This window comes from Paraburkholderia phenoliruptrix (assembly GCF_902859825.1).
Classification (GTDB): Bacteria; Pseudomonadota; Gammaproteobacteria; order Burkholderiales; family Burkholderiaceae; genus Paraburkholderia; species Paraburkholderia phenoliruptrix.
This window is the reverse complement of record NZ_CADIKB010000001.1, coordinates 472562-486342: the sequence shown is the minus strand read 5'-3', so window position 1 is coordinate 486342 and position 13781 is coordinate 472562. Positions and strand designations below refer to the sequence as shown.

At 62.2% G+C, this 13781-nt stretch carries 10 protein-coding genes and 1 pseudogene; 3 read left to right on the top strand and 8 right to left on the bottom strand.

The genetic code is table 11. The features are described from left to right. Positions 1-21: 21 nt before the first annotated feature. Genes HV711_RS02220 through HV711_RS02210 form a run of 3 tightly spaced genes read right to left on the bottom strand, consistent with a single transcriptional unit; the run spans position 22 to position 3653 of the window. A complete protein-coding gene (locus HV711_RS02220) occupies positions 22-807 on the bottom strand; it encodes an enoyl-CoA hydratase/isomerase family protein (RefSeq protein ID WP_035480741.1) in 786 nt (261 codons plus the stop codon). A gap of 28 nt (positions 808-835) precedes the next feature. Continuing rightward, entirely contained in the window at positions 836-2443 is a 1608-nt protein-coding gene (locus HV711_RS02215) for a carboxyl transferase domain-containing protein (protein WP_014972062.1), read from the bottom strand. Positions 2444-2471: 28 nt separating this feature from the next. Continuing rightward, positions 2472-3653: an isovaleryl-CoA dehydrogenase gene (locus HV711_RS02210; RefSeq protein WP_028359670.1), complete on the bottom strand. Its 1182-nt coding sequence runs from the start codon at positions 3651-3653 to the stop codon at positions 2472-2474. A gap of 216 nt (positions 3654-3869) precedes the next feature. Between HV711_RS02210 and HV711_RS02205 the strand changes: the two genes are divergently transcribed. Further along, the gene (locus tag HV711_RS02205) at positions 3870-4625 is read left to right on the top strand and encodes a TetR/AcrR family transcriptional regulator (protein WP_028359669.1); all 756 of its coding nucleotides are present in this window, start codon (positions 3870-3872) and stop codon (positions 4623-4625) included. Positions 4626-5780: 1155 nt separating this feature from the next. Here HV711_RS02205 and HV711_RS02200 read toward each other — a convergent pair. From HV711_RS02200 to HV711_RS02185, 5 genes and pseudogenes are all read right to left on the bottom strand, one after another. Next, a complete protein-coding gene (locus HV711_RS02200; protein WP_013590518.1) occupies positions 5781-6035 on the bottom strand; it encodes a hypothetical protein in 255 nt (84 codons plus the stop codon). 31 nt (positions 6036-6066) lie between these two features. Beyond that, positions 6067-7995, bottom strand: coding sequence for a chloride channel protein (locus HV711_RS02195; protein WP_244142626.1), 1929 nt, complete (start codon positions 7993-7995; stop codon positions 6067-6069). Between the two features lie 335 nt (positions 7996-8330). Beyond that, the gene (locus HV711_RS02190; RefSeq protein WP_013590520.1) at positions 8331-8747 is read right to left on the bottom strand and encodes a MarR family winged helix-turn-helix transcriptional regulator; all 417 of its coding nucleotides are present in this window, start codon (positions 8745-8747) and stop codon (positions 8331-8333) included. A 207-nt stretch (positions 8748-8954) separates the two neighbouring features. Beyond that, entirely contained in the window at positions 8955-9146 is a 192-nt protein-coding gene (locus tag HV711_RS34060; RefSeq protein ID WP_425195014.1) for a hypothetical protein, read from the bottom strand. A gap of 275 nt (positions 9147-9421) precedes the next feature. Then, positions 9422-10228, bottom strand: a pseudogene (locus tag HV711_RS02185) (peptidoglycan D,D-transpeptidase FtsI family protein); the annotation flags it as partial. A 627-nt stretch (positions 10229-10855) separates the two neighbouring features. Here HV711_RS02185 and HV711_RS02180 point away from each other — a divergent pair. Next, the gene (locus tag HV711_RS02180) at positions 10856-12652 is read left to right on the top strand and encodes a thiamine pyrophosphate-requiring protein (protein WP_035480662.1); all 1797 of its coding nucleotides are present in this window, start codon (positions 10856-10858) and stop codon (positions 12650-12652) included. Between the two features lie 6 nt (positions 12653-12658). Continuing rightward, positions 12659-13765, top strand: a complete 1107-nt coding sequence (locus tag HV711_RS02175; protein WP_035480659.1) for an enolase C-terminal domain-like protein — start codon at positions 12659-12661, stop codon at positions 13763-13765. The last annotated feature ends 16 nt before the right edge of the window (positions 13766-13781 follow it).

Below are 13781 nucleotides of genomic sequence, written 5' to 3'. Positions count from 1 at the left end.
TCTCGGGATATTTTTCTGGTGTCAGTCGCGCCAGGCCGGACTACGTTTTTCGAGGAACGACGCGACGCCTTCGCGGCCTTCCGCGCCGGCTCGCGTACGGGCAATGCGCGCCGCCGTGTCTTCGATCAATGCGCCGTTCAGCTCGCGGCCGGCCATGTCCTGCACGAGCTGCTTGCAGGCGCACACCGCCTGCGGCCCGTTTGCACACAGCGTTTGCGCGATCTGCTGGACGGTGGCGTCGAGTTGCTCTGCACTGACCGCTTCGCTCACGAGGCCGAGGCGCAACGCCGTCGCGCAATCGAATTGCTCGGCGGTGATGAAATAGCGGCGCGACGCCTGCTCGCCCAGCGCGCGGATCACATACGGTGCGATGGTCGCCGGAATCAGGCCGAGGCGCGCCTCCGACAGGCAGAAGCGCGCGCTTTCTACGGCCACGACAATGTCGCACGCGGAAATGAGGCCCATACCGCCCGCGTAGGCATCGCCGTTCACGCGTGCGATCACCGGCTTGTTGCAGCGATAAATGGACGACAGCATGTTGGCGAGCGACATGGCGTCGGCGCGGTTCTCGTCGTCCGAGTAACCGGCCATTTTCTTCATCCAGTTCAGATCCGCGCCGGCACAAAACGCCTTGCCGTTTGCGGCGAGCACGACTGCGCGCACGTCGTCGCGCGTGTTGAGCGCGGTGAAGGCCGACGTGATGTCGGCGATCATGGTTTCGTTGAATGCGTTGCGCACGTCCGGGCGATTCAGCGTGACGGTGGCGACGTATCCCGCGATGTCGACGTTCAGTGTTTCGTATTGCATCGTGGCGGCTCCCATGCGTCGCGCGCTGTCACATCCGGAACACACCGAAGCGCGTGTCTTCGATCGGCGCGTTCATGGCGGCTGACAAACCCAGGCCGAGTACATCGCGCGTTTGCGCCGGGTCGATCACGCCGTCGTCCCATAAGCGCGCGCTTGCATAGTACGGGTGCCCCTGGTGCTCGTATTGCTCGCGAATCGGCTGCTTGAAGGCTTCTTCTTCCTCGGCGCTCCATGATCCACCGCGGCTCTCGATGCCGTCGCGCCGAACCGTGGCGAGTACCGAGGCCGCCTGCTCGCCGCCCATGACCGAGATGCGCGCATTCGGCCACATCCACAGGAAGCGCGGCGAATACGCGCGGCCGCACATGCCGTAGTTGCCCGCGCCGAACGAGCCGCCGATAATCACCGTGAACTTCGGCACCTTCGCCGTGGCAACGGCCGTCACCATCTTTGCGCCGTTACGCGCAATGCCTTCGTTTTCGTACTTGCGGCCCACCATGAAGCCGGTGATGTTCTGCAGAAACACGAGCGGAATCTTGCGCTGGCAACACAGTTCGATGAAGTGCGTGCCCTTGAGCGCGGACTCCGAAAACAGAATGCCGTTGTTTGCAATGATGCCGACCGGATGCCCCCAGATATGCGCGAAGCCGCACACAAGCGTGGTGCCGTAGCGTGCCTTGAATTCGTCGAATGCCGAATCGTCGACGATGCGGGCGATCACCTCGCGAACGTCGAACGGCTTTCTCGTATCCACGGGAATCACGCCGTATATGCTCTTCACGTCGTAGCGCGGCGGCTTCGGCGCCTGCAGCAAAACCGGTACGTGCTTCGTGCGATTCAAGTTGCCGACGATGCTGCGCGCGATGGCGAGCGCATGCGCGTCGTTCTGCGCAAGATGATCGACCACGCCGGACAGACGCGTGTGCACGTCGCCGCCGCCCAGGTCTTCGGCACTCACCACCTCGCCGGTTGCGGCCTTCACGAGGGGCGGGCCGCCGAGAAAAATCGTGCCCTGGTTCTTCACGATGATCGACTCGTCGCTCATGGCCGGCACATACGCGCCGCCTGCGGTGCACGAACCCATCACGACGGCGATCTGCGGAATGCCCGCGGCCGACAGATTCGCCTGGTTGTAAAAGATGCGGCCGAAGTGATCGCGATCCGGAAAGACGTCGTCCTGATTCGGCAGGTTGGCGCCGCCCGAGTCGACGAGATACACACACGGCAAGTGGTTTTCCGCGGCGATTTCCTGCGCGCGCACATGCTTCTTCACCGTGATCGGGTAGTACGTGCCGCCCTTGACCGTCGCGTCGTTGCAGACGATCACGCATTCGTGACCCGCAATCCGTCCAATACCCGTGATGACGCCCGCGCCCGGCGCGTCGTCGTTGTACATGCCGTACGCCGCGAGTTGCGAGAACTCGAGAAACGGCGTGCCCGGATCGAGCAGCTTCTCAATGCGCTCGCGCGGCAGCAGCTTGCCGCGCCCGGTGTGCTTCTGACGCGCGGCCTCGCCGCCGCCGAGCGCGAGTTTCTCGACCTTCGCGCGCAGATCGTCGACCAACGCCTCGAGCGCCGCGGCGTTCGCGCGAAAATCGTCTGAGCGCGGATTCAACCTCGATTCGATGACGGGCATCGCGTCGTTCTCCTGTTCGTGGCTCGGCTTACATCGTTTCCGCAAACAGCTCGCGGCCGATCAGCATGCGACGGATCTCGCTCGTGCCTGCGCCGATCTCGTAGAGTTTCGCGTCGCGCCACAGGCGTCCGACGGGATACTCGTTGATATAACCGTTGCCGCCGAGAATCTGGATTGCTTCGCCGGCCATCCAAGTGGCTTTTTCGGCCGTATAGAGAATCACGCCCGCGCAGTCCTTGCGTACCTGGCGCACGTGTTCCTTGCCGAGCGTATCCAACTGGCGGCCCACCGCATACAGGTAGGCGCGGCACGCCTGCAAGGTCGTGTAGAGATCGGCGACCTTGCCCTGAATCAGCTGGAATTCGCCGATGGACTGGCCGAACTGCTTGCGGTCGTGGATATACGGCACGACCGCGTCCATCACCGCGACCATGATGCCGGTCGGGCCGCCCGCGAGCACCGCGCGCTCGTAGTCGAGCCCGCTCATCAGCACTTTCACGCCGCCGTTCAGTTGCCCGAGGATGTTCTCCTGCGGCACTTCCACGTCTTCGAATACGAGTTCGCCCGTATGCGAGCCGCGCATGCCGAGCTTGTCGAGCTTCTGTGCAACGGAAAAACCCTTCATGCCTTTTTCGACGATAAACGCCGTAATGCCGCGCGACTGGGCTTCGATGTCGGTCTTCGCGTAGACGACCAGTGTGTCGCAATCCGGCCCGTTGGTGATCCACATCTTCGTGCCGTTCAGCACGTAACGGTCGCCCTTCTTGTCCGCGCGCAGTTTCATGCTGACCACATCCGAGCCGGCGTTCGGCTCGCTCATGGCGAGCGCGCCCACATGCTCGCCCGATACCAGCTTGGGCAAATACTTCTGCTTTTGCGCTTCGGTGCCGTTGCGATGAATCTGGTTCACGCACAGATTGGAATGCGCGCCATACGAGAGACCGACCGAGGCCGACGCGCGCGAAATCTCTTCCATCGCGACCATATGCGCGGTGTAGCCCATGTTCGCGCCGCCGTATTCCTCGGAGACCGTCATGCCGAGCACGCCAAGATCGCCGAATTTGCGCCACAGGTCCATCGGAAACTGATCCGTGCGATCGATTTCAGCGGCACGCGGCGCGATTTCTTTCGCAGCGAAGCCGGCAAGGCTGTCGCGCAGCATTTCGACTTCTTCGCCGAGCGGGAATTGCAAACCGGGCAGGTTGCTCATTGCGGTGTCTCCAGAGTTCGTTGACGGCCGGCGCATGGCTGCCGGCGAATTCGTTCAACGCGCATTTCACGCCAGATTTACGTAAGCGTCAATAGGTATTTTTGAGTGATACTCAGAAAGTAGATCCACCCGGTTTATTGCCGCCGGTACTGTGATAGCATCGAGTCCACGGGGTTTTCACCGCCCGATCCGCCGACAAACTTGACTTCAACTCATATGACGGTCGCTCTCAAGCCCGAACTGCCCGCGTCGCGGCGCCAGCCCGCCGGGCGCAAGTCGCAGCAGCGCGTGAAGGAGATTCTTCAGGCGGGCCGCGACGTGTTCTCCGAAAAGGGTTATGAACGCGCCACCACCGCGGAGATCGCCCAGCGCCTCGGCGTGTCCGAAGCCACGGTGTTCAGCTATTTCCGCGGCAAGCGCGAGTTGTGCGCGCGAGTGATCGGCGACTGGTATGACGAAATCATCGACGCGATAGAGTCTGGGCTGCCGCGCGACGGCAGTGTGCGCCAACAGTTCGCGTTCATTGTGCGGACGCATTTGCGCCTCATGCTCGTGAACGGTACCGACCTGTGCGCGCTCGTGCTCTCGGAAGGACGCGCGCGCCATCACGAGTTGAGCGAGGCGCTCACCGAATTGCAGCGCCGCTACACCGCACCATTGATGCGCGTATTGGCGCAAGGCCAGGAAAGCGGCCAGATTCGCTCGGACATGCCGCTGCGTCTGCTGCGCTCCATGGTGTTCGGCCCCATGGAACACGTGTTGTGGGACGCCACGCTCGCCAACCGGCATACCGACATCGAGGCAACCGCCGACCAATTGATCGAAGTACTGTGGGCCGCGTTGACGCCTCAGAACCCCGCAGTCCATGCGTTGCAGCAGTTTCGCGCGGAAGTCGCCGAAGCGAGCCGGCGCTTTGAAGATGCTACGCGTGAAGCGTCCGCCCACGCCGCTCACCCGGCTCGCGGCGAATAGGTGCGAATGGGCACCACCGGGTGTCGCCGCTATGCTTTTCTTAGGCTCTGCCCGGCGCGGCAAAAAACGCTAATCTACGCGTCTACCGTCAGCTCCGGCGCAGCCTGAAGGAGAACATCAGGTGGCCGATTCCAAGCCCGCGAAAGCCGCAACATCATCGACGAACACGACAAGCTCCCGCTCCGCAAAAGCCGGCAAGATCAGCATCGGCATAGGCGGCTGGACTTACGCGCCGTGGCGCGGCCCGCATCTCACTCAATAATGCCCCTTCTTGTCGTGGATTCCTCGCCACGCCACTGTGCTCGAGCCGTCGGTCGCGCAGAAACACAACCAGTCGACGCACGCACTGGCTACCGAATTCATTGACCGTCCCTCTGCATCGCGGCGGTGGCGCCTTCGTTGTTACTTAAAACAGACGCTAAACAGTTGAGAAATTTATGGCACACGGTGACATAATTAAGAGTAAGGTGTCACTGAGACATGAACCGCCGTTGCACAGCGGTTTTGTGCAATGGGTGAGCGCTGCGGCCGACTGTGCGCCGCAGCGGGCCATTTTGGGGCGTCCGGCTGGACAGTGGCTCGACAGCGTACGGATCGACGGGCGAAGCATCTCCGGCCTGCGCGTTTGCTGGCGGCAGCCAGCCAGTTTCCTCGTGGTGGAGACGATATGAAGGAGTCGGTCGTCTACGCTGATTTTGAAATTATCAGTGAGACAAGAGAAGAAGGATGCGCGGTCGGCGCATGCGTTTGGGTCGACACTGTGGTGAGGCACGCGGTATCCGGCGAAACCATCTATGCATGCGTCGAACCGTTCCCGGGGTTGGGCCAATCCGAAGACATCGACCGAGCAGCGCTAGGTCAGGCCCTAGAGCATGCCCGTGACTCATTAAAGCGACGGCTGCGCCGATCCTAGGGCACGAGGAAGACTTCCCTTGAACGATTCGACGCCCGCTGCGCCTATTCCACATTCAGACTGCGGCTCGCGGCTCAAAAGCCGCAAGTTCCGGAAGGGACAGGCCCAGGCGACTACTAACGGCTGCGGCGGACAAACGACCAGCGACCGCCATCAACTGCAGCTGCGCGTCTGCCAAACCGAAAGCCCTGGCGGCCCCGCGGCGCTCACCCATGTCGGGCGAAGGTGGAAATAGGAGGCGATCAAAGACCAATGAACCAGGTCTGCACATCCATCTCCTCGGCCCAGATCTGTACATCGAGCATCTCTGGAAGCTCAACGGCTTGCCCCCGATAAACGCAGCAGAAACCGTTAGCAGTCCGGTACACGATCGCCCATTGCGGTGCATCCTCGGCGTGGGCTAAGCCCTTTCGCGCAAATACTTGTTCGATGCCGTCGAGACGGAGCGCCTTGCCCAAACGGTCTCGCAGGCCGCTCAATTCACGTGTCAGCTTCATTTCTTGCTCCATTGCCGCCGGCGCCCTTCCATCACTTCTTAGCTTTGCGGTCGAACGGCCAAACAGTGTTGCGCCCCGGCCGATCCTCAGCCTGGCCCGGAAAGACCCGAATGCTGCTGGCGACAGCGTCGGCGATATGTTCTTTCGCGATCACGCCAAGCACGCGAGCTGGGCCAACGCCTTGCTGCCGCCCTATCACGACTGCCATCGCTGCATGGCTCTGCGAAAGGCGTGTAATGACGCCAAAAGCGACATCATTTGCCTGGACGACAACAAAATTGCGCTGCGCGAGTGCACCGACGGGGATGTCGGGCGCGCCGCGGCTAACCGCACGTCGCAGGCCGGTGTTGAGTCGAATAACGCCGTATATCTCATGCGCCCTTGTGACGACGACATGGCGGAACGCCGCGCCTTCCGACCCGACAAGCACGTCACTGAACGGTACATGCTCATCGAGCACCAAGACATCGGTCTCCATAATCTGGGCCGCGTTTTGTACGAGGAACATGTTCGCGTGCAAAGCGTTTGGAATCGGGTGTCCGCGCCGCACCAGTTTGAGCGTATAAATACTTTCCGGTGACAGTAGCCGCCGGGCGCCCAAGCTAAACGCGACCGCGATGATCATGGGCAACACCATGTCATAGTCCCGAGTCATTTCGAAGACCATCGCGACCGCAGTCATGGCGGCACCCGTGCCCCCGCCGACCATCGCCCCCATACCCACCATCGCAAACGCTGGAGCGCTGATGGGCGCGTGCGGAAACACCATTGCGACAACCGATGCAAATGACGCTCCCAGCGTAGCGCCGATGAACAGCGATGGCGAGAAGACGCCGCCTGAAGAGCCGGAGCCCAGGCTGACCGATGTTGCCAGTGTCTTGCAAAGCGCCAACAGCAAAAGGAAGATCCCGCCCTTCAACTGTCCATACAGTGTCGCCTGAATTGTTGCGTAGCCCACGCCTTCGACGTAATAGTGACCCGCGTAGCGCCACAGGAGATACATGGTCACACCGACAATCAGCATGCCAAGGGCGTGACGGCCGTATCGCCCGGGAATCCTTTCGAATGCATCTTCGGCCCAATGCAGCGCGCGGATCAATAGCGCGGCCGCGGCCCCCGCCACGACACCCAGTAGCGCATAAAGCATCAATGTGAGCGCGCTGCCCGGCTGGTTCGGAATTGCTCCAAGTTGCGCCGGTACCAAGAACGCCGGCGCCGCGCCGAAGAAGAGTCGACCAAGGAAAGTCGCCGTGCCCGTCGCAATCGCTACCGGCAAAAAGGTGTTGACGCTGATCTCCGGCATCATCAGTTCAGTGGCGAAAAGCACTCCACCGATCGGCGTGTTGAAAGTCGCCGCTATGCCTGCGCCGGCTCCGGCCGCAACCAGCGTAATTCGCTGGCCTGCCGTCATCGCTACGAACTGGCCAAGGGTCGACCCGAGCGCAGACCCGATCTGGATAATCGGCCCTTCCCTGCCGACCGCTGAGCCGGACCCGATCGCTAGCGCGGAAGCAATAGATTTTACGACCGCCACGACCGGTCGGATCGCGCCGCGTTTGTAGTAGATGGCGTCCATTACCTCGGGCACGCCGTGTCCTTTCGCCTCGGGCGCGAATGTGCTCACAATCCAGGTAACGGCGAGTCCGCCTACGACGGGCACCAGCGCCACGAACACACCCCACGGGGCAGGGGCGGTGAAACGGCTGGCGTCGTACTCAAACGAGAGATGTCCAAGGAAAAACGCGTTGTGCACCAGCCCTATCAGCCCACGAAACACTACGGCGCCGAGGCCGGTCACGATCCCGACGATGAACGCGAGGAAACATAGCCAGTACAGCGCAACCTGCACGGCCGAATCGCCCTCTTCGTAGGTGAGCGGCCGCGGCTGCACCGGCGCGACCTTGACATGGTGATCACCACTGCCAGTGCCCCGCTCAGGCTGGGTTGTTTCGTCTGTCATCGATTAGTTCCAGGAAGGAGCTACGGTGCTATTACATCCTAGTACGTAACCGATGAACGCGCCCAAAAAGGAAAACTTCCGATCCTGAAACCCGTCCAGCACAAACAGATCGCGACCAATGAAGTCAATGGACGCCTATGAGTGGCCGAAAGCTGTCCTGACCGTCATGGAACGGGCGTCAGGCAGTGCACAAACTGCAGGTCCCTGCTTGCCCTCGGCGCCCCCCGGTCACCGAGCGCTCAAAACAATCGGGGAACTGTCTGGCACCCCATGAGATACGCGCGAAGCCCAGCCCCGTTGTTCCCCGCGCTGGCGCGGCCGAAGCGGATGCAGCACTATTGCCTGACTCTTCCGGCGAAGGCCCATCCGAACGATTCCATCTCCGACTTGTGAAGCGCCGCCAGCTTGAGCAGGCACCGCTCCCCTTTAGCCGTGAGATGCACCTGGACCTGACGACGATCCACCCGTCCCGGCTTACGCGTTACAAAGCCGGCCGCTTCGCATCGTGAGACCAGGGCCGCCGTGCCGTTTGGAGCAGCCTGCAACCTCTCCGCCAGTTCACCGACTGTTGCCCACTCACGCCCAGAAAACCCTCGTACGTGAAGCAGCAACTGGTACTGCAACGGTGTGATTCCCGCTGCATGAGTAATCTCCTCGGAAAACCGCAAAAATTGCCGTAGCTGATAACGGAACTCAGACATCGCCTCCAGATCTTCTTTGCCCGGAACCATTGCTGCTTTGCGAGAACCCATTGCCCCTCCCATTGCGACCGCCATCACCATTGAAAATACGTCACTTCGTGCCTGAATTGAAGCGTGGCCTGGGTCGGCTGGCTGTCACGCTCTGTGCTCCGGCAGCGCGACTGTACCCGCATTCGGGAGGCGGACAGGCTCACATCTGCTTGCGAACTGGATGCATGAGTACTCTCTACCGTTATTAGGTCAGGCCCGGCAGCCGGTCTAGATGACCGGCGTTCGCTCGCCTTGCACGAGTGGCAAGCCAGGGCGATCCGGTGTCACGCCGAGCAGATTCATCGTCTGCGCTGCGATGTCCGAGAAGGCGGGTCCTGCGGCAGCCCCGCCAAAATGCGAACCTCGTCGCGGTCGGTCGATCGACACCGCGATGACGACTTTCGGACTTTCGGCGGGAATGATTCCAACGAAGGACGCCCGATACTGACTGCGGTTGTAGCCATGGCTAGTCTAGCGATAAGCCGTTCCGGTCTTGCCTGCGACGGAATAGCCCAGCACCGACGCCTCGGGTGCGGTGCCGTCCTCTGAGACCACCGACTCGAGCATGGTGAGCACCTGCGCCGCGACGCGCGGAGAAAAAATGCGGCGGCCACGCACGGGCAGCGTGTGTCGCGGACGTTACTCGATTTCTGCACGACGCCGCCCACGGTCAGCGTGCCAAAATCGCGATCGTCGTGGATCACCGCGCCGTCGAGATGCAGCTTTCCACCGTTCGTTGCGACGAGCGACTCGGGCGACACAGCGTTGCGCTGCAAGGCCAGGGCGATGGTCACCGGCTTCATGACCGAGCCCGGTTCGAACACATCGGTGACCGCGTGATTGCGTACTGCGTTTCCTGCTCTTCTGGCCCGGCTGTTTGGATCGAAGCTCGGCCAGTTCGCCATCGCGAGGATTTCACCGGTGTGCGCGTCAAGAACGACCGCAGAACCCGACCGGGCATCCGTGCGCTGCACGGCCTCACGCAGCGCCTTGAAGGTTGCATACTGGATCGGCTGGTCAATCGTGAGCTTCACGTCTTTGCCCGCCGCAGGAGCCCGAAGTCCGAGCGTATCGATGACCTGCCCTCCCGCGTTTCGCAATACGCGGTGACTTCCATCGCGGCCCGTCAGTACACCATCGTCGATTTTTTCGATCCCCTCGAGGCCGCTGCCGTCGACGCCGGCAAAACCCGTCACCTGCGCGACGATGTTGCCCTCCGGATAGAACCGGCGGTAGTCGGGTTGAGCGTAGACGCCTGGCACGCCGAGCCGCATCACCTCCTGCGCGATGTGCTCGGGTACCTGCCTCTTGAGATACGCAAATGATTTCCGGGACGCTACGATCGCTTCGATCGACTCTGCGTCGATGCCGAGCAACTTGCCGACTGCAGATGCCTGTTCGAACGAGACGGCGTCCCCGTCGGCCGCATCCATCCACAATGTACGTGTCGGCAGGCTCACCGCAAGCGCCCGGCCATCGCGATCCAGAATTCGTCCGCGCATGGCATGAATGGGGAATTCGCGCACCTGCCGGAGTTCACCCTGCTTTTGATAGAACCCGTCGTTGATGCCCTGTACCCACATTGCACGCGCGGCAAGGACGGCAAACCCGATGGAGAATGCCCCTCCCACCACACGCGAGCGCAATCGCGGCAGTCGGCCAGGCCTCGTTGATAATGGCTGGAAGCTGAAACGCCTTGACCGGAAACGCATTGGGTGATGTAAAACGAATGGCCTTGTTTAACTTAGTGACAAGGAACGCCCGAAATTGAATGACAGAGACCTGTCCCTATCTGCCTCTGGCACGAGCATTAAGATGATGCTCGCGACGAGCCGCCGACAGCCTCCGGGTTGCGTCTCTTCAAACATGTCACAGTATGCCGTTTTTTCAATCGTTTGAAAAAAGCGCGCCTTTCGCACGTCCCCGCTCCGCCGCTGGGCAGCGCGTCAAGCGCCGTCGGGCGTCGCGACTTGCTCATCGAGCGGCATCCGGCGCAGAGGCCGCTGGGTGCGCGATCTGGCTCCATGCTCATTTGGCGCGACAGGCCCCCGTTACAGTAGACGGGCGACCGTGTGGCCCAAAAAATGCGGCGGCAGTGCCATCGCGGGTATCCGCCGGAGGATCGAGTAATGGCAGCCACAGTTGGCGACTTTCTTGTCGAACGGCTTCACGCCTGGGGTGTCCGCCGCATCTACGGCTATCCCGGGGACGGAATCAACGGTGTGTTTGGTGCACTGAACCGCGCCGAAGGCAAGATAGAATTCATCCAGACGCGTCACGAGGAAATGGCCGCATTCATGGCATCCGCGCACGCGAAATTTACCGGCGAACTAGGCGTGTGCATCGCGACTTCGGGGCCCGGCGCAGCGCACCTGCTCACCGGTCTGTATGACGCGCGGCTCGACCATATGCCGGTGCTGGCAATTACCGGTCAGCAGGCGCGCGCCGGGCTCGGTGGACACTATCAGCAGGAACTCGATCTCGCGGCGATGTTCAAGGACGTCGCCGGTGCTTTCGTGGAGCAGGCGAGTGTGCCGCAGCAAATCCGCCATCTCGTGGATCGCGCAGTGCGCACCGCGCTCGGTGAGCGCAAAGTCACGGCGATCATTCTGCCCAACGATTTGCAGGAACTCGACTATGAGCCGCCCGGGCGCAAGCACGGCACGCTGCACTCCGGCGTCGGATACCGTGCGCCAAAAACCGTGCCCTACCCCGACGATCTCCAACGCGCGGCCGACGTGCTCAACGCGGGCAGGAAGGTCGCGATCCTGGTAGGCGCGGGCGCCCTCGGCGCCACGGACGAGGTCATCGCCGTCGCCGAAAAACTGGGTGCAGGCGTCGCCAAAGCGCTGCTCGGCAAGGCTGCCCTTCCCGATGATCTGCCGTTCGTGACCGGCTCTATCGGCCTGCTCGGCACCGAGCCGAGCTATAAGCTCATGACCGGATGCGACACCTTGTTGATGATCGGCTCAGGGTTCCCCTACGCCGAATTCCTGCCGAAGGACGGTGCTGCGCGCGGCGTTCAGATCGATATCAAGCCGGACATGCTGAGCCTGCGTTATCCCATGGAAGTGAACCTCGTCGGCGATAGCGCGGAAACATTGCGTCTTCTGCTGCCGCTACTGCAGCAAAAAACCGACCGGGCCTGGCGCGAGGATATCGAAAGCTGGAACGCCGACTGGTGGAAAAAGCTCGAGAAGCGCGCGATGGAACCCTCCAAAGGATGCGTCAATCCGCAGCGCACCGTGTGGGAACTGTCGCCGCGCGTGCCGGCGAACGCAATCGTCACGAGCGACTCGGGCTCATGCGCCAACTGGTACGCGCGCGATCTGAAAGTTCAGCGCGGCATGATGTGCTCGCTCTCCGGCGGGCTCGCATCGATGGGCGCGGCCGTGCCGTATGCGATTGCCGCGAAGTTCGCGCATCCGAACCGGCCGGTGATCGCGCTGGTCGGGGACGGCGCGATGCAGATGAACAATATGGCCGAGCTTATTACCGTATCGAAGTACTGGAAAAGCTGGGCTGATCCGCGCTGGATCTGCATGGTGCTAAACAACGAGGATCTGAACCAGGTCACGTGGGAGCAGCGCGTGATGAGCGGCGATCCGAAGTTCGAGGCCTCGCAGGACATACCTTCGGTGCCATATCACCGCTTCGCAGAACTGATCGGTCTAAAAGGCATTTACGTCGACGACGCGCAGCAGATGGGTGCGGCGTGGGACGAAGCGCTTTCCGCCAACCGGCCCGTCGTGATTGAGGTCAAAGCCGACCCGAATGTGCCGCCGCTGCCGCCGCACATCACGCTTACGCAGGCGAAGGCGTTTGCGTCGACGCTGATGAAGGGCGATCCGAACGAAGGCAGCGTGCTGATCGATACCGCGAAGCAGGTGCTCGGCGCGGTGCTGCCCGGGCACAAAGACAGGTAGCGCGCCATGCCGCACTCCCTTCCCGAGGCGCCCATCGACGCGATACGAGCGCGCGCCTTTACCATTCCCACCGATCGTCCCGAGGCGGACGGCACCTTCGCGTGGACCTCGACGACGCTGGTCATCGCCGAAGTCGACGCAGCGGGCCAGACCGGCATTGGCTACACCTATACCGATGCTTGCGCCGGCAAACTGATCGAAGGCGCATTGGCCGAAACGCTGCGCGGCCAGGACGCGCTCGACATCGACGCCCTCTGGCTGCGCATGCAGCGGCGGGTGCGCAATCTCGGCCGCTCGGGGCTCGCGGCCAACGCGATCTCGGCGGTCGATTGCGCCCTGTGGGATCTCAAGGCGCGTCTCGCGGACGTACCTCTCGTGCGGCTGCTCGGCGCAATGCGTGGACGCGTTCCGGTTTATGGAAGCGGCGGCTTCACGACCTACAGCGACGACGAGATCCGCGCTCAGCTCACGCGCTGGGTAGAAGAGAACGGCTGCCGCTGGGTCAAGATCAAGGTCGGCAGCGAGCCCTCGCGCGATCCGCATAGGGTGTGCGTCGCGCGCGAGGCCATTGGCGACGATGCGGGTCTGTTCGTCGACGCCAACGGCGCGCTGGATCGGAAGCAGGCGCTGTTCTACGCAACGCGTTTCGCCGAGCACGGTGTCGAATGGTTCGAAGAGCCGGTCTCATCGGACGATCTCGGCGGCCTGTCGGCGCTTAGAAGTGCGCTTCCGCCGCATATGGAACTGGCCGCTGGCGAATACGGCTACACGCTCGACGATTTTCGCGCGCTGCTCGCCCACGAGGCTGTCGACGTTCTGCAAGCGGACCTCACCCGCTGCGGCGGAGTGACAGGCTTTTTGCGCGCGGCGGCGCTCTGCGAAGCCTTCCATACACCGCTGTCCGCGCATTGCGCGCCGGCCCTGCATCTCCATGCGGCCTGCGCGGCGCCTCGCCTGCGGCATCAGGAATGGTTTCATGATCACGTGCGCATCGAGCAGATGTTGTTCGACGGTGCGCCCTGTGTGAAGAACGGCGCCATGGCGCCGGACCTCACGCGTCCCGGCTGCGGTCTCGAGCTGAAGCAGGCTGACGCGCAGCAATACGCGGTGTAAGCATTCGAACGCTGCG

What these genes read in the sequence shown, in the direction of transcription:
- HV711_RS02220 (WP_035480741.1), bottom strand. Translation starts at nt 807, where the DNA reads ATGCAATACGAAACACTGAACGTCGACATCGCGGGATACGTCGCCACC.
- HV711_RS02215 (WP_014972062.1), bottom strand. Translation starts at nt 2,443, where the DNA reads ATGCCCGTCATCGAATCGAGGTTGAATCCGCGCTCAGACGATTTTCGC.
- HV711_RS02210 (WP_028359670.1), bottom strand. Translation starts at nt 3,653, where the DNA reads ATGAGCAACCTGCCCGGTTTGCAATTCCCGCTCGGCGAAGAAGTCGAA.
- HV711_RS02205 (WP_028359669.1), top strand. Translation starts at nt 3,870, where the DNA reads ATGACGGTCGCTCTCAAGCCCGAACTGCCCGCGTCGCGGCGCCAGCCC.
- HV711_RS02200 (WP_013590518.1), bottom strand. Translation starts at nt 6,035, where the DNA reads ATGAAGCTGACACGTGAATTGAGCGGCCTGCGAGACCGTTTGGGCAAG.
- HV711_RS02195 (WP_244142626.1), bottom strand. Translation starts at nt 7,995, where the DNA reads ATGACAGACGAAACAACCCAGCCTGAGCGGGGCACTGGCAGTGGTGAT.
- HV711_RS02190 (WP_013590520.1), bottom strand. Translation starts at nt 8,747, where the DNA reads ATGGGTTCTCGCAAAGCAGCAATGGTTCCGGGCAAAGAAGATCTGGAG.
- HV711_RS02180 (WP_035480662.1), top strand. Translation starts at nt 10,856, where the DNA reads ATGGCAGCCACAGTTGGCGACTTTCTTGTCGAACGGCTTCACGCCTGG.
- HV711_RS02175 (WP_035480659.1), top strand. Translation starts at nt 12,659, where the DNA reads ATGCCGCACTCCCTTCCCGAGGCGCCCATCGACGCGATACGAGCGCGC.